Below are 15,721 nucleotides of genomic sequence, written 5' to 3' on the forward strand. Positions count from 1 at the left end.
GCGCGTCATCGCAAGATGTGTGCTGACGACGGCCAGCGGAGCATCACTGACTCGAGCCGGGAGAAGGAATTTGCCTCACTGTAGATTTCAACGAAACGAGTATTCCGCAAAGCCGGTCTCACCGTATTCAATGATTGCAAAGTTGGATTATCCATCACGGCTTGCGTTCACGTGGAGCAAAGACGTGATAGTCTTATTCAATCATGGGTGTTTCAAGGAGCTTCTATGCGCTCGGCATTCTCCTGGACTCGCACTCTCAATCGTATGGCTCGGCGCATACAGCGATGGCGCAGACAGCTTGCACGCGTGGCAAACCCTGATCAGCGTGACCTCCACGAACTCTTCCTGTTTGGACCGCATGGTTAGCTGAGTAGCGGACAAGCAAGCCTGTTCGGATTGAACTTTTCGCTTCGATAGCTCGATAACATGCGGACGGCATCGTCGCTGTTGCCGACCATCTGCGTTTTCCTCACCTTGATCCTTGGCTTTGCGCGTCTCATGCAATTGACTGGTCGATGGAGGAGCATCATGACGGGTCCCGGTGGACGGCATGTCATCATTGTCGGCGGAGGTGCCAGTGGTGTCTTGCTGACTTATCAGCTGCTTCACCGTTCGTCGCACAACCTCCGTGTCACGCTGATCGAGCAACGTCCGGATATCGGCCGGGGTCTCGCTTATCACACCGGCAATCCGGACCATTTGCTCAATGTCCGAGTTGCCAATATGAGCGCGTTGCCGGATCAGCCGGATCACTTCTGGCGCTGGCTGGTTTCGCAGCAGGGCGGCATGCCTATATGTCCGGATCCCTATTGCTTCGTTCCCCGACGAGTCTACGGCGACTACATCGCAAGTCTGCTCGATCGCGATGCTTCGGATTGCGCGAACGGGCAACGCCTCACGATTGTTCACGGCAGGTGTATCGATGTGAGCGGCGACCCGGATCTGGCCGTCGCCACGCTCGACGACGGCCGCCGCATTGCCGGTGATACCCTCGTTCTCGCCACCGGACACAATATGCGCACCAGCAGTCCTGGACACGTGGATCCATGGACGCCGCCATCGACGGCCCCAATCGACGTCAATGCCGCCGTCCTGATCCTCGGAACAGGACTTACGATGGTCGACTATGTCCTGTCATTACTACGTGACGGGCACCGTGGGCCGATCATCGCGATCTCGAGGCGGGGCCTGCTCGCCAAACCCCACCGCCGGGTCGATTCGGTACGCATCGCGGAAGCCGAGGTTCCGTTCGGCGAAAGCATCGTCACCCTGCTGCGTTGGATTCGCGCGCGTGTTGCTCAGCATGCTGCGCAGGGCGGCGACTGGCGCGGTTTCATTGACGGCCTCCGGCCCTACACGCAGCGGCTCTGGCACGAACTCCCGCTCTCATCCAAACGCCGCTTCCTCGAGCATGCCCGTGCATGGTGGGACGTCCATCGGCATCGAATGGCACCGGAATTGGAGTCCCGCATCACCGCGGCGCTTTTCAGTGGGCAGCTCACCATGATGGCAGCAAAAGTGATCAAGATCGAGCCCAACTGCGGGGGCGCCACTGTGACCTACCGACGGCGCGGAGCTGCGGAGACACACCATCTGCGGGTCGGCGCCGTAGTTGATTGCACCGGAATCGTAAAGGATCCAACCGCCGCCCCCAATCCGGCGATACGCGGCCTGTTCGAACGAGGACGGGCTTGCGTCGATCCGCTCCGCATCGGCATCGAGACCGATCCTAATTGCGCAATCGTCGACTGCGAAGGCGTTCCCTCCGAGCGCTTGTTCGCGGTGGGACCACTGACTCGCGCGACCTTCTGGGAAATCATCGCAATCCCCGACATCCGAAATCAATGCGCAGAGCTCGCTGCCCTGCTTTCTCGAGAAGAAACAGGGCAGTTCCCGCTCCGCCGTGAACTCGCGAATGTTTAGCTGCCGAAGCCGGCCGGGATGAACGCCGGCAGCTTCTCGATGAAGTGCTTGACCTCGGGTGAATTGAAGACCTGGATGAAAGCCCTTAGGCGCGGATCGTCTTTCTTGTCCGGCCGAGCCGTAAAGCGCAGCACGAGGCCGTCATCAACCGTGCGATCGATCACCAACGCCGACTTCGGATCGCCACCGGCCGGAATCAGATAGGTGATGTTGACGAGCGCCAGCGTCACGTCATCGAGCGACCGGTAGGTCTGTGCCGGATCGAGCTCGACGATCTTTAGGTTCTTGGGATTTTCGACGATGTCGAACCGGCTCACCGAGAACCCCTTGCCCGGCGCCAGTTTGATCAGCCCGGCGCGCTCGAGTAGGATCAATCCACGCGCGCCGTTGAGCGGCTCATTCGGGATCGCGACGCTGTCGCCGGACTTGATCTCGTCGAGCGACTTGATCTTCTTCGAGAACAGCCCGACCGGCGCGATCACGCCGACCTTGTCGACCTGGATTAGGTTGAAGCCGCGCTGCTTGTTCTGGATCGCAAGATAGGTGCCGTGCTGGAACAGGTTGGCGTCGACGTCGCCGCTGTTCACCACCTCGTTCAGCGCGACCCAGTCCGACAGCTCGACGATCTTGACGTCCTGGCCCTTGTCTTTGGCGAGCTTGGCGGCAAACGCCGCCAGCTGACCGACCGGCCCCGCGCTGGTCGCGATCTTGAGAGGTTCGTCGGCAACAGCGGCCGCAGTCATCGCAAGCAGCACGCCGGCCGCCTGCGCCAGGCGCAACAATGTCTTCATGGTCTGGGTTTCAACTCCGTCTTCAGGGATCGGTCAGGCTGCCTTGCGGCTGCTGCCGCCGGCCTCGGCCTGGGCCAGGGCTTGGGTCAGGTCGGCGAGGATGTCATCGGGATGCTCGATGCCGACTGAAAGCCGCACATAGCCCGGCGTCACGCCTGCCGCGAGCTGCTCCGCTGAGCTGAGCTGCTGGTGCGTGGTCGAGGCCGGATGGATCGCCAGCGACCGCGCATCGCCGATATTGGCGACGTGATAGAACAGTTTCAGCGCATCGATGAAGCCACGGCCGGCCTCGACGCCGCCCTTCAGCTCGAAACCGACCAGCGCTCCATAGCCGCCGTTGAGATAGAGATCGGCGCGGCGCCGGTTCTCCCCGCTTTGCAATCCGGGGAAGATCACATGCGAGACGGCGGGATGCCGTGCCAGGAAGTTCGCGACCTTGATAGCGTTCTCATTGTGCTGGCGCAGCCGCAGCGGCAGCGTTTCCAGCCCCTGGATGAACTGGAATGCGTTTTGCGGGGCGATCGCGGCGCCGAGATCGCGCAGCAGCTTGACCCGCGCGCGCAGGATGTAGGCGATCGGCCCAAGCGGCTTGGCGGCTTCGGTCCAGATCGCGCCATGATAGGCATCGTCCGGCTGCGTCAGCAGCGGGAAGCGCTCGGCATGCGCCGCCCAGTCGAAATTGCCGCCGTCGATGATCGCGCCGCCGATCGAGGTGCCGTGGCCGCCGATATATTTCGTGGTGGAATAGACCACGATCGCCGCACCATGATCGAATGGGCGTGCGATCAGCGGCACGGCCGTGTTGTCGAGAATGAGCGGCACGCCGAGCGAACGCCCGATATCCGCAACCTCCCGGATCGGAAACACGTTGAGCTTGGGATTCGGCAGCGTCTCGGCGAAGTAGGCGCGGGTCTTCGCATCGGTGGCGCGGCGGAAATTCTCCGGATCGCTCGGATCGACGAAACGGACCTCGATGCCGAACTGCTTCAGCGTCTGCGACAGCAGCGTCCAGGTGCCGCCATAGAGATCGGTCGACGAGACGATGTTGTCGCCGGCCTGCGCGATGTTGAAGATCGCGTAGGCCGTCGCCGACTGGCCCGACGCCACGGCGAGCGCGGCCACGCCGCCCTCCAGCGCAGCCAGCCGTTCCTCGAACGCGTCAGCGGTCGGGTTCTTGATCCTGGTGTAGATCTGCCCGAGCGCCTCCAGCGCGAACAGCCGCGATGCGTGATCGGTGCTCTCGAATTGATAGGATGTCGTCTGATAGATCGGAACCGCCACCGCGCCGGTCGCCGGGTCCGACCGGTATGAACCGCCGTGCAAGGCGAGCGTCTCGACATTCTTGGTTTCGATCGGCATATCCAAATCTCCCGAAATCCGTGGACCCAGCATCAAAGGCGGCGGATGATGCGCAGCGACACCGTGGCTGTCGAGACGTTGGAGAAAATAGCGATGCGCGTGCTGGCGGCACGCCGGATGGCGTCGCGAATTTTTCAGCCCGTGCCCCAGTCGCGTTGCATTTGTTTCTCTGCGCCCACATGTTCGGCAGATCAGCGGCACATTGATCTTCCCGTCGATCGCGTTCGCAAATCAGCGCGCGATGCCGGACATACCGGTCATTCTGAACGACGCGGCGAGGTCGAGCGAACCAATCCCTGCTGCGCCGGACCAGAGACGGAGCACGATTTTGATCCCGCTACACAGAATAGAAAATAAAGCCACGCCGGTGACATGATAAATCACCTCCCTGTCCTAAATTGCCGGAAACTGCGCGATGACCAGACCGAGAGAGCTTCGCTTCAACGCGTTCAACATGATGGCGCCGAGCCACAACTGGGCGGGCCTGTGGTCGCATCCGCGCGACACCTCGCTCGACTACAACACGCTCGACTATTGGGTGGACTACGCCCGGACGGCGGAACGCGGCCTGCTCGACGGCATTTTCCTGGCCGACGTGTTCGGCATCTATGACGTCTACGGCGACAGCCCCGAGACCGCGCTGCGCCACGCCGTTCAACTGCCGAACGCCGAGCCGACCCTGCTCGTCTCCGCCATGGCACACGCGACAAGGCATCTCGGCTTCGGCATCACTTCCAACCTCACCTACGAGCATCCCTACCAGCTCGCCCGCCGCTTCTCGACGCTCGATCACCTCTCGCGTGGCCGGATCGGTTGGAACATCGTCACCGGCTATCTCGACAGCGGTGCTCGCGGCATGGGCCTTGCGGCCAATCGCGTGCATGACGAGCGTTACGAGGCGGCCGAAGAATTTCTCACGGCAAGCTACAAGCTGTGGGAGGGCAGCTGGGAGGACGGCGCGGTCCGCCGCGACCGCGCGGCGCGGATCTTCACCGATCCGGCCAGGATCCATCCCGTGCGGCACCAAGGCCGCCACTACACGGTCAACGGCATTCACCTCTCCGAACCTTCGCCACAGCGCACACCGCTGCTCTATCAGGCGGGAACCTCAAAGCGCGGGCGGGCCTTCGCTGCCAGGCACGCGGAGGCGATCTTCCTCAACGGCCAGACCAAGCCGATCCTGGCCCGCGCCGTGCGCGAGATCAGGGAGGCGGCCCGTGACTTCGGACGCGATCCTTATGACATCCGCCTGTTCGCCGGCGCGACCGTGATCGTCGCACCGACGCGCGCCGAGGCCAACGATCTGCTCGCGGAGTACGCAGAGCATGTCGATCAGGCCGGCCAACTTGCATTGCTGTCGGGTTGGACCGGCATCGACTTCTCGAAGTATCGCCCCGATCAGGCCGTGCAATATGTCGAGAGCAACGCGATCCAGTCGATGGTTGAGAATTTCACCGTGCGCAGCGACCGGCCGGTCAAGGTCGGCGACCTCGCCACCCTGAGCCGGGTCGGCGCGCGGTCGCCGTTCGTGATCGGCTCGCCGCAGGATGTGGCGGACGAGTTGATCGCCTGGGTCGATGAAACCGATGTCGACGGTTTTAACCTGTTCCGCCTGGTGGCGCCGGAATCCCTGACGTCGTTCGTCGACCTGGTGGTGCCGGAACTGCAGTCACGCGGGGTCTACAAGACGGCCTATCGCGAAGGCACGCTGCGCGAAAAGCTGTTTCCCGGACGCGGGCCCTATCTTGACGCCACGCATCCCGGCGCCGGCTTCCGTCGCTTGCCCTCGGCCACGCGCGCCGACGCCGCCGAATAGCGCGACTTACGAACCTCTCGGTGACTGGCAATCAACGCCCGTCACCAGGTCGCGATATAGGTGCCCTTGAAACGCTTCTCGAGGAACGCCTTCACGTCATCGGAATGGTAAGCGTCCGTCAGTTGCTTGACCCAGGGCTTGTCCTTGTCCTCAACCCGTACGGCAAGGATGTTGACCCAGGGACCATCCGCCGCCTCACGCGCAATTGCGTCGGTGGAGGGATTGAGCCCGGCCTGAACCGCATAATTGTTGTTGATCGAGACTAGGTCGACGTCCTGCAACGCGCGCGGCAACTGCGCGGCATCCAATTCGACGAAGCGCAGCTGCTTCGGATTGTCGGTGATATCGGCGATGGTCGAGGCGACGTTATTCGGGTCCTTCAGCTTGATCACGCCGTGCAGCGCCAGGATCATCAACCCGCGCGCGCCGTTGGACGGATCATTGGCGATCGCCACCCGGGCGCCATCCGGCAGGTCAGAAAGCTTCTTGTACTTCAGGGAGTAGACGCCCTGCGGCGAGGCGATCGTGTTGGCGACCTTGACGATCTTCCAGCCGGTCTTGGAGAGCTGGTTCTTCAGATAGGGCTCGTGCTGGAACGAATTGGCTTCGAGATCCCCGAGCGCGAGCGCCTGGTTCGGGATCACATAGTCGGTGAATTCGACCACCTTGATGTCGAGCCCGCGGCCAGCGGCCACCTTCTTCACGACATCCAGGATCTCGGCATGGGGCCCGGCCGTGACGCCGACCCGGATGGTGTCGGCCCTCGCCGCGCCGGTCAAAAGTGCTGCAACCGCGAGCGCGGTCATCAGGATACGCATCAATCTGTCCTCGATAATTGTGGATCGGCGATTACCAGCTCGGCAACACCGCGCCCTTGAACTTGCTCAGGACGAATTCCTTGATCTCTGGCGTGTGATAGCTATCGACCAGGATCTTGACCCACGGCTTTTCCTTGTCCGCGGAGCGGACCGCGATCAGATTGACATAGGGCCCCTTCGGATCCTCGCGCAGGATCGGATCCTTGACCGGATCGAGACCGGCCTGCGTCGCGTAGTTCGTGTTGATCACGGCGGCATCGACATCGTCGAGCGCACGGGGCGCCTGGGCGGCGTCGACCTCGATGAATTTCAGCTTCTTGGGATTGTCGGTGATGTCGATGACGGTCGGCTTGAACCCGACATCGCTCTTCAGCTTGATCGCCCCCTTGTTGCGCAGCAAGAGCAACGCCCGGCCGCCGTTGGTCGGATCGTTCGGAATCGAGACCTTCGCTCCCTCAGGCAGGTCGGCCCAGCTCTTGTGCTTGCGTGAATAGATGCCGATCGGAAAATTGACCGTCAGCCCCACCTGCTCGATCTTGTAGCCGCGATCGGCTTTCTGGTTGTCGAGATAAGGCTGGTTCTGAAACGAATTGGCCTGGATGTCGCCGGCGTCGAGCGCGGCGTTGGGCACGACATAGTCGGAGAACTCGATGAGCTGGAGATCGAGCCCGCTCTTGGCCGCGATCGGCTTCACGGCCTCGAGGATCTGGGCATGCGGCCCTGGCGTCACCCCGATCTTGATCGTTTCGGCCGCCGCCGCGGCCGACCAGATCGAGACAACGCCCGCCAGCGTGAGAAAGGTACGCACCAACATCTTGCTCTCCATGGAACTGAAAGCGCTTTTCAAGCTCATCGCCCGCGCTGGGGACGAAATCAATGAAATGAGAATCCAAATTTTCTCTCGTGGCGAGGCGCCGCCTGCCATGGCGGCGTTGAAAAGAGAATGGAACCGGTCAGGCCGGGCGCAATGTTCAAGCCGAAAATACTTTTCTCGACGGCCTCGCTGGAAGAGAAAATTGCACTCCTTCAGTCACATTCTGCGCAATTGCCTCCAGCGCACCGATTGCACACAAATGGCAACAGATCGAACCGGTTCAGGACGCCTCGCCATGCTTATCTTCCCCCGCCGCATCCTGCGAGCGCAGGCCGTACCATCGCCGACTGCGATATCGCGCCGCCTCGCGGTTGCCGCTATCGGGCTTTTGGCGATGACCTCGCTGGTTCGGCCAGCGGCCGCCGAGGAAATCCGAATCGGCTACCAGAAATCGTCGATGCTGACCGCGATCTTGAAGACCAATGGCGCGTTGGAGAAGGCCTTGGCGCCGCTCGGCCTCACCGTGTCGTGGCATGAATTCACCAGCGGCCTGCCGCTGCTTGAAGCCATCAATGTCGGCAGCGTCGATTTTGGCGCCGATGTCGCCGACACCGTGCCGATCTTCGCCCAGGCCGCTGGCGCTAGGCTCGCCTACATCGCCGACGAAGCCGCCTCGTCCTCGGCACAGGCGATCCTGGTGCCGAAGGATTCCGCGATCAAATCGCCGGCCGACCTCAGGGGCAAGAAGGTTGCGGTGACGAAGGGCGCGGGCAGTCACTTCTTGCTACTGGCGGTGCTCGCCAAAGCGGGACTGACCTTCAAGGACATCACGCCGGCCTATCTGACGCCCGCCGATGGCCGCGCGGCATTCGTCAGCGGCAATGTCGACGCCTGGGTCGCCTGGGACCCATTCCTCAGCAGCGCACAACGCCAGTCCGGCGCGCGCGTCCTGATCGACGGCAGCGGGGGGCTCGCAAGCTACAAGCGCTACTACCTCGCTTCAGCTGCGTTTGCCGAAAAGCGCGCCGACGCGCTGAACGTCATTTTTGCCAAGCTGGTCGAGACCGGCACCTGGGTCAAAGCCAATCCGAAAGACGCCGCCGCGCAGCTCGCAAGCCTCTGGGGTATCGACGCCGCCACGGTGGAAGAGGCAAATAGCCACCGCTCCTACAAGGTCGGCATCGTTACCGCGGCCGGTCTTTCCGAGCAGCAGACAATCGCCGATACGTTCACGGCTGAAGGCCTGCTGCCGCGCAAGGTGGATAGCAGCGATGTCAAGATCTGGGCGCCGAAGGGATCCTGACGGCCCCGCCTCCTTAGCGATTGCGCAGCCGGCGATTGACGCGGCGCGCCAGATAGTCGCCGGCGGTCTGCACGGTCTGCACCAGCGCGATCAGGACGACGACGACGGCCAGCATCATCTCAGGCATGAAGCGCTGATAGCCGTAGCGAATGCCGAGATCGCCGAGACCTCCGCCGCCGACCGCTCCGACCATCGCGGAATAGCCGAGCAGGCTGACGACCGCGAGCGTCAAGGCCAGCACCAGGCCCGGCAATGCCTCGGGGATCAGGACCTTTAACACGATCTGCAGCGGGCTCGCACCGAAAGAGCATGCCGTCTCGATCAGGCCGGCATCGACCTCGCGGATCGCCGCCTCGACCAGGCGGGCGATGAACGGCGTCGCTGCGATGGTGAGCGGCACGATGGCTGCGCCCGAGCCGATCGAGGTGCCAGCGATCAGGCGCGTGAACGGAATGATCGCGACCACCAGGATGATGAACGGCGTCGAACGCGTAGCATTGACGATCACGCCGAGAATGCCATTGGCCGGCGGCGCGGCGAACAAGTCGCCTTTCCGGCTGGTGGCCAGGAATATCCCGAGCGGCAGGCCCAATGTGGTCGCGACCAGGGCCGCGACCGAGACCATGAACAGGCTCTCGCCGGTGGCCTGAACGATCAGGTTAATGAGTTCACGCGACATAGCCGAGACGCTCCACCAGAATGTCATGCTGAGACAGATAGGCCAGGGCCTGCTTCGCCGCGGCTTCACCGCCGGGAATGCCCAGGATCAGCGAGCCGACATGCTGGCCGCCGATCTCGTCGATCCGGGCCGACAGCAGTGCCACGTCATGAGACAGCTCGCGCGACAGGCGCGCCACTACCGTGTCGCCGGCCTCGGTGCCGCGCACCTGCACACGGAGGACCGCCCTGCCGCCGGCAACCGGCTGTGGCGACAGCCGGCTGGTCAGCGAGACCGGAACGCTGTCCCCGATCGCCTCGGACAGGAACGCCTGCGTCACCGGATGCCGGGGATGCGTGAAGATATCGGCGACATGGCTACGTTCGACGACATGGCCGCCATCGATCACCGCGACCTCCTTGGCGAGTTGGCGGACCACCGACATCTCGTGCGTAATCAGCAAGATCGTGACGCCGAGCTCGCGATTGATGTTGGCCAGAAGGTCCAGGATCGCGCGCGTGGTCTGCGGATCGAGCGCCGAAGTCGCCTCATCGGACAGCAGCACGTTTGGCCGCGTCGCCAGCGCGCGCGCGATGCCGATGCGCTGCTTCTGGCCGCCGGACAGTTCGGAGGGATAGCGATCGGACTTGTCGGCGATGCCGACGAGCGCGAGCAATTCTTCCACGCGGACCGAAACGTCGGCCCTGGACCAGCCCGCGATCTCGAGCGGCAGCGCGATGTTATCCGCCGCCGTCCGCGACGACAGCAGGTTGAAATGCTGGAAGATCATGCCGATCGAGCGCTGCGCCAGGCGCAGCTCGCGGCCGGCCAGCGCGGAGATCTCCCGGCCATCGACGACGACGCGGCCGCTCGACGGCTTCTCAAGCCCGTTGATGAGGCGAACCAGGCTCGACTTGCCGGCACCGGAGCGACCGATCACGCCGGTGATCGAGCCGCGGGGAATCGCGAAATCGATCGCCTGCAAGGCATGCACACTCGGCTTGTCGCGATAGGCCGGATAGACCTTCGAGACGCGCTCGAAGCGGATCATCGCTTTGTTCGCGCCCGATATCGGCGGCAGCGGCGCGACAGGCTGCGCCGTCGTCAGGGATTGATGTACATTCATTCAATCGGTCCAATTGGCAGATGGCGTCGGTCGCCGGGCCCAGCCCGGACTCAATGACCAAAGAGCAGATAGCTGCGGTCGATGCCGCGGAGTTCGCGCGTCTCGTCGGTCCAGCCGACCGCGCGGCGGTAACTGCCCAATGCGGCGCTCTGCCGTAGCGCGACCACGTCGGTCGGGCAAGGGGTATCCGCATAGGGCGAGACGTAAAGTGCGTCCTCGGGACAATAGAGTTCGCAGAGAAAGCAGGTCTGGCAGTCGCCCTGGCGGGCGATCACCGGAATTCCATCCGTCTTGTCGAACACATTGGTCGGGCAGACATTCACGCAGATGTCGCAGGACGTGCAGCGTTCGGTGTCGATCACCTCGATCATTCCGCGGCCTCGGCGTAAGTGGCGTCAGCATGCGGCCGGACCGCGGTCCAGACCTCATCCAGGCCGCCGCTGGTCACGTAGTGGCGTTGCCGGTCGTCCTGATCAGGATAATCGTCACGGCGATGCATGCCGCGGCTTTCGTCGCGCGCCAGCGCGCTACGATACATCCAGCGCGACGTCGCCAGCATGGCCGCGCTCTCGCGGGCGCGCAGCAGATCGTCTCTGCTCACCGCGTCGGCCGCCGATGCATCGGCCCACGCAGCATCGAGCCGCGCCAGCGCACCCTCTAGGCGCGACGCATGCCGGAAATAGTTCAGCTCATACGGATAGACCTCGTCCTGAACCGCCTTTGCCAGCGCCGCCGGCTCGAACGCGCGGCGCGATCCGCTTCGAAACGCGACGGTTCCGGCAGAGGCCAAGTGTCGCTGACGCGCCGGCCCAAATTGGCGGGCGTAGTCGGCAGCGCCCCATCCGGCCCAGGTTCCCGATGACATCGCCCAGGCCGCGTTGTGGCTACCACCGCCGGTGAATCCGCCGCAGATCAATTCGCGCGTCGCCGCGTCGCCGGCAGCGTAAAGCCCCGGCACGCTGGTGGCGCAGCTGTCGTCGACAATACGCAGGCCGCCGGTGCCGCGTACCGTCCCCTCAAGCCGCAGAGTGACGGGAAAGCGATCCGTAAAGGGGTCGATGCCGGTGCGATCGAACGGCAGAAAGAAATTCGGCTGCGACGCCCGCATGTCCCGCTGCACGTCGTCATCGGCCTTGTCGAGGCGGGCATAGACCGGCCCCTGCAGCAGAGCACGCGCGATCGCTGAGCGCCCGCCCTTCGATGCCGCACCGGGAACGATACTGCCGTCCTCAAAGCTGAAGGTCGCCCAACCATAGAACAGCGTCTTGGTCACCGAGCCGAACGACGGCGAGATCGCATAAGGATTGGAAAACTCCATGCTGCTGAACTTGGCTCCGACCTCTGCGGCCATCAGGTAGCCGTCTCCAGTCAGCACGTTCGATCCCAGCGTCTTGCTCAGGAACGCGCAGCCGCCGGTCGCGATGACGACGGCCCTGGCGCGCACGGTCCAGTTGTCGTGCTTCTGGCGGCGTACGCCGCTGACGCCAGCAACCGCGCCGTCGTCGTCCACCAACAGTTCGAGCGCGGGGCTGTGATCCAGAATGGTGACGCCGGCCTGCTTGGTGCGCTTGCGCATCAGGCGCATGTATTCCGGCCCCTGCAGCGAATTGCGTTGCGACTTGCCGCCGTCATCGACCGGGTAAGGGTAGCCCCAGGCCGCCAATCGGTTGCTGTCCTCATAGGTCTGGCCGAGCACGCGGGCCATCCAGCGGCGATCCTGCAGGTAGCCGCCCATCTTCTCGCGATTGGCCATCGCGGCGTCGCGCAGCGCCGGATCGGGATCGACATACCAGACGCCAGTTCCGGCCGCCGCGGTGGCGCCCGACGTACCGCAAAATCCCTTGTCGGCAAGCACCACGCGCGCTCCACGCTCCGCTGCGCTCACCGCAGCCCAGGTGCCCGCCGGTCCGCCGCCAATCACCAGGACGTCGGCGTCGAATTCGACCGAGCCGGCTGGCGCAGCCCGCTGCTCGGCGCGTCGACCGTGGATTATCATCGTTCAGTTCTCCGGACGGCACCGATCGCTTGCAATGCGTCGCAACAACATCGTTACGCGCGCCTGCTCCCTTGGCAATTTCAGATATTTGCGCAGAGTTGGACGAAGCTTCCCCTGCCATGGCGCGTGGAAGAATAATCATGCAGCGGTGGATCGGATGTTTCCTCCGTAGCAGGAGAACAACATGAGACCAGTCTGCGAGCCGCACACCGGAGACGGATATTTCTTTTTGCATGCAGATGCCGGCCGTTCGTTTTCACGCGGCCCAGCAGGCGATACGTCGTGAACCATCTCACATCACTGCGTGGCAGCCATGTCCGACCGTCAGCTTCATCTCAACGTCAACCTGCTGCACTCCGGCGTCTACGCGTCGGCCTGGCGGCTGCCCGAAAGTGATCCCCGCGCCTGCTTCGATGTCGGCCATTACGTGCGCGTGGCGCAGATCGCTGAGCGCGGCAAACTCGATGCAATCTTCCTTGCCGACACGCCGGCGATCGCCGACCGCATCGACTATCGATCGTTCATGTCGATGGAGCCGACCATCGTACTGGCGACGGTTGCCGCGGCGACGAGCCATATCGGGCTGATCGCGACCGCCTCGACCACCTATAACGAGCCCTACAACATCGCGCGCCGCTTCGCGACGCTGGACCTCGCGAGCGGCGGCCGCGCCGGCTGGAATGCGGTGACCACGGCTGACGCGTCGGCCAGCCGCAATTTCGGCCTCAACAACGTGCTCGAGCACAAGGCCCGCTACGATCGCGCCAAGGAGTTCGCCGAAGTCGTCCATGCGCTGTGGGACAGCTGGGAAGACGACGCGTTCGTAGGCGATAAGGCGGCCGCCCGGTTTGTCGATACCTCGAAGGTCCATCCGATCGCGCATCGCGGCGCACATTACTCGGTGGCCGGTCCGCTCAACGTGCCGCGTTCGCCGCAGGGTCGGCCGGTCACCGTTCAGGCCGGCGGCTCCAGCGACGGCCGCGATCTGGCCGCCGCGCAGGCCGAGGCCGTGTTCACGCTGGCGCAGACCATCGAGGAAGGCGTCGCCTATGCGCGCGATCTGCGCGCTCGCGCCGCAGCCTATAGCCGTGCCGGCGACGCCATCGTCATCCTGCCGGGTCTTGCCACCGTGATCGGCAGCACCGAAGCCGAGGCGAAGCGGCGCCAGGACGAGTTGTGGGAGCTGGTTCCGATCGAGTACAGCCTTGCGCGTCTTGCCGGCACGTTGCAGGTCGATCCTGCAATCCTCGAGCTCGACAAGCCGCTGCCCGACCCGTTGCCTTTGCCGGCCAATGCCAACCACACCATGTTCCAGGGCACCGTGAACATCGCACGGCGCGGCAACCTCACGGTCCGCCAGCTGCTGCGCGCACTTGGCGGCGGCGTCGGACACCGCATCATCGTCGGCACGCCCGAGCAGATCGCCGATGATATCGAGGCCTGGTTCAGCGCCGGCGCTGCTGACGGTTTCAATCTGATGCCGGACGTGCTGCCCACGGGGCTCGAGGTCTTCGTCGACAGCGTGGTGCCGATCCTGCAGCGGCGCGGCCTGTTCCGAACCGACTACACAGGCACGACCTTGCGTACGCATTTCGGCCTGCCGCGACCGATCAGCCGCTTCGCGCGGCAGGCCGAAGCCGCGGCAACCGCGTGACGCGGTTACCGTGAGCCCGCCAGGCACGTCGAAGAGCCGTTCGCAACCAGGGATGAGGCACCGCGGACGCGCGGGATGATTTCCTTCGCAAAGCGCTCCATCTCGGCCTCGAAAGGCTGGAATTGCAGCATGAACAATTCGATGCCCGCGGCATGGAACGCCCCGATCCGGGCCGCCACTTCATCATAGCTGCCGACCAACCCCGCGGCGGTACCGCCATTGCTGCCGACCCGTTCCGTCTTCTGCATGGTCTGCATCATCACGACCTTGGGATCGGTGTTCTGGCGCTGGATCGCCTTCACGGGCGCGTCCTTCCGCGACAATTCGAGCAGCCGTTCATAGGCGGCCTGGGCTTCGGCCTGCGTCTGGCGTGCGATAACGAACGCGGACAGTCCAAAGCGAAGCGGCGCCGAGGTCCGCGGCCGCGCCGCCACGTCGGCAATCAGGCCGGCCACATCCTCGAGCGGCTGCCCGTTGATGAACCAGACGTCGCCATAGTCGGCCACCAGCGCACGCGCCGGCTCGGATTCGCCGCCGACATAGATCAACGGCCGGGGCCGATAGAGGCTGGTCGGCCGCAGCAGATAGTCGCGGACGTCGAAATGTTCTCCCTTGTAGGTCAGCCTTTCGCCCTGCATCAGGCGCGAGACGATCCTGATCCACTCGCGGCCATAGGCGTAGCGGGCATCGTGCTCGGCAAAGCCGATGCCGGCCTTGTCGAGCTCGGGCCGGTTCCAGGCATTGACCAGGTTGATCGCAAAGCGCCCGCGGCTGATGTTCTCAATCCCGAGCGCAAGTTTGGCGAGCACGACCGGCTGGTAGAGATAGGGCTTGATCGCCGCGATGATCTCGATCCGGCTGGTCAATGCCGCAACGGCCGCCGCCGCGCTCCAGGCCTCGAGCTGATCGAGATCCTCCTGATGCGGGTTGATTGTGTGCTGCGCGATCAGCGTGGAATCGTAACCGAGCGCTTCGGCGGCAAGCACGAGATCGCGGTTGCGTTCCCACGACGCGTCATACGGCTCCTGCGGATCCTGGTAAGCCGCGCGCGAACCATGGACCAGCGCCCAGATGCCAAAGCGAAGCGGTCGTGTCGACATGCGTCTCTCCGATTTCCCTGACGTTGCATCGCCGTGTTTTCAGAGAAGCACGGCGGCAGATCAAGCAGTGGCGCATCAAAAGATTTTCCTTGCCGCGTCACGAGTGCCGGTGAACCAGAAAACTCCGGACGCAACCACAATTGGAATACCGCTCTATTTCTGTTCGAGAAAATTCGTGGGACAGTTTGGGTCGCATGGAGGAATCTCTCTTTCGAACGACGGTGAGCCGTTGATCGAGAGCACGGTGAACCATGCCGCGCGCGATCAATGGTGCTCGCCCGCTGTATTGGACGAGGACAGGATAGACTTGAGCAACCTCGAACAGGCCGCGTCACCAATCGCGTTTGATTCTGCGAAGCGCAA

The 15,721-nt window shown here is 63.6% G+C and carries 14 protein-coding genes; 4 read left to right on the forward strand and 10 right to left on the reverse strand.

Annotation, left to right across the window (positions count from 1 at the left end; translation table 11 throughout):
* The first annotated feature begins 528 nt into the window (after positions 1 to 528).
* A complete protein-coding gene (locus E2I15_RS23460) occupies positions 529 to 1,923 on the forward strand; it encodes an FAD/NAD(P)-binding protein (RefSeq protein WP_137478090.1) in 1,395 nt (464 codons plus the stop codon).
* Here E2I15_RS23460 and E2I15_RS23465 read toward each other — a convergent pair.
* The 3 genes from E2I15_RS23465 to E2I15_RS23475 all read right to left on the reverse strand — a co-directional run bounded on the left by E2I15_RS23465 (position 1,920) and on the right by E2I15_RS23475 (position 4,457).
* Positions 1,920 to 2,714 (reverse strand): MetQ/NlpA family ABC transporter substrate-binding protein, encoded by a 795-nt coding sequence (locus E2I15_RS23465; protein WP_137478091.1) that lies wholly within the window; start codon positions 2,712 to 2,714, stop codon positions 1,920 to 1,922. The two genes, E2I15_RS23460 and E2I15_RS23465, sit on opposite strands and share 4 nt — an antisense overlap.
* Before the next feature lie 33 nt (positions 2,715 to 2,747).
* Positions 2,748 to 4,073 (reverse strand): O-acetylhomoserine aminocarboxypropyltransferase/cysteine synthase family protein, encoded by a 1,326-nt coding sequence (locus E2I15_RS23470; protein ID WP_137478092.1) that lies wholly within the window; start codon positions 4,071 to 4,073, stop codon positions 2,748 to 2,750.
* Between the two features lie 231 nt (positions 4,074 to 4,304).
* Entirely contained in the window at positions 4,305 to 4,457 is a 153-nt protein-coding gene (locus tag E2I15_RS23475) for a hypothetical protein (protein ID WP_155262528.1), read from the reverse strand.
* Positions 4,458 to 4,488: 31 nt separating this feature from the next.
* Between E2I15_RS23475 and E2I15_RS23480 the strand changes: the two genes are divergently transcribed.
* Positions 4,489 to 5,889 carry an LLM class flavin-dependent oxidoreductase gene (locus E2I15_RS23480; RefSeq protein ID WP_137478093.1) on the forward strand — a complete coding sequence of 467 codons (1,401 nt, stop codon included), beginning with the start codon at positions 4,489 to 4,491 and terminating at the stop codon, positions 5,887 to 5,889.
* A 41-nt stretch (positions 5,890 to 5,930) separates the two neighbouring features.
* On the opposite strand, the gene E2I15_RS23485 is transcribed toward E2I15_RS23480, so the two are convergent.
* Both E2I15_RS23485 and E2I15_RS23490 read right to left on the reverse strand, forming a co-directional pair.
* The gene (locus E2I15_RS23485; protein WP_137478094.1) at positions 5,931 to 6,707 is read right to left on the reverse strand and encodes a MetQ/NlpA family ABC transporter substrate-binding protein; all 777 of its coding nucleotides are present in this window, start codon (positions 6,705 to 6,707) and stop codon (positions 5,931 to 5,933) included.
* A gap of 31 nt (positions 6,708 to 6,738) precedes the next feature.
* Complete coding sequence (locus E2I15_RS23490; protein WP_137478095.1) at positions 6,739 to 7,533, reverse strand: MetQ/NlpA family ABC transporter substrate-binding protein; 795 nt, start codon at positions 7,531 to 7,533, stop codon at positions 6,739 to 6,741.
* A 382-nt stretch (positions 7,534 to 7,915) separates the two neighbouring features.
* On the opposite strand from E2I15_RS23490, the gene E2I15_RS23495 reads away from it, so the two are divergent.
* Positions 7,916 to 8,824: an aliphatic sulfonate ABC transporter substrate-binding protein gene (locus E2I15_RS23495; RefSeq protein ID WP_170991465.1), complete on the forward strand. Its 909-nt coding sequence runs from the start codon at positions 7,916 to 7,918 to the stop codon at positions 8,822 to 8,824.
* A gap of 13 nt (positions 8,825 to 8,837) precedes the next feature.
* Here E2I15_RS23495 and E2I15_RS23500 read toward each other — a convergent pair whose 3' ends face one another.
* From E2I15_RS23500 to E2I15_RS23515, 4 genes are read right to left on the reverse strand one after another with little or no spacing between them, the layout of a single operon-like run.
* Complete coding sequence (locus E2I15_RS23500) at positions 8,838 to 9,503, reverse strand: methionine ABC transporter permease (RefSeq protein ID WP_137478096.1); 666 nt, start codon at positions 9,501 to 9,503, stop codon at positions 8,838 to 8,840.
* On the reverse strand, positions 9,493 to 10,608 hold the full coding sequence (locus E2I15_RS23505) for a methionine ABC transporter ATP-binding protein (RefSeq protein WP_246667994.1): 1,116 nt from the start codon (positions 10,606 to 10,608) through the stop codon (positions 9,493 to 9,495). The genes E2I15_RS23500 and E2I15_RS23505 overlap by 11 nt, the downstream gene beginning before the upstream one ends.
* 50 nt (positions 10,609 to 10,658) lie before the next feature.
* Positions 10,659 to 10,979, reverse strand: coding sequence for a 4Fe-4S dicluster domain-containing protein (locus E2I15_RS23510; RefSeq protein ID WP_137478097.1), 321 nt, complete (start codon positions 10,977 to 10,979; stop codon positions 10,659 to 10,661).
* Positions 10,976 to 12,604 carry an FAD-dependent oxidoreductase gene (locus tag E2I15_RS23515; RefSeq protein ID WP_137478098.1) on the reverse strand — a complete coding sequence of 543 codons (1,629 nt, stop codon included), beginning with the start codon at positions 12,602 to 12,604 and terminating at the stop codon, positions 10,976 to 10,978. Before E2I15_RS23515 ends, E2I15_RS23510 begins: the two co-directional genes overlap by 4 nt.
* 313 nt (positions 12,605 to 12,917) lie before the next feature.
* Between E2I15_RS23515 and E2I15_RS23520 the strand changes: the two genes are divergently transcribed.
* Entirely contained in the window at positions 12,918 to 14,258 is a 1,341-nt protein-coding gene (locus tag E2I15_RS23520; protein WP_137478099.1) for an LLM class flavin-dependent oxidoreductase, read from the forward strand.
* Positions 14,259 to 14,263: 5 nt separating this feature from the next.
* On the opposite strand, the gene E2I15_RS23525 is transcribed toward E2I15_RS23520, so the two are convergent.
* Positions 14,264 to 15,358: an LLM class flavin-dependent oxidoreductase gene (locus E2I15_RS23525; protein ID WP_137478100.1), complete on the reverse strand. Its 1,095-nt coding sequence runs from the start codon at positions 15,356 to 15,358 to the stop codon at positions 14,264 to 14,266.
* Positions 15,359 to 15,721: the final 363 nt, after the last annotated feature.

The organism is Bradyrhizobium sp. BR2003 (assembly GCF_009720285.1).
GTDB classification, from domain to species: Bacteria; Pseudomonadota; Alphaproteobacteria; order Rhizobiales; family Xanthobacteraceae; genus Bradyrhizobium; species Bradyrhizobium elkanii.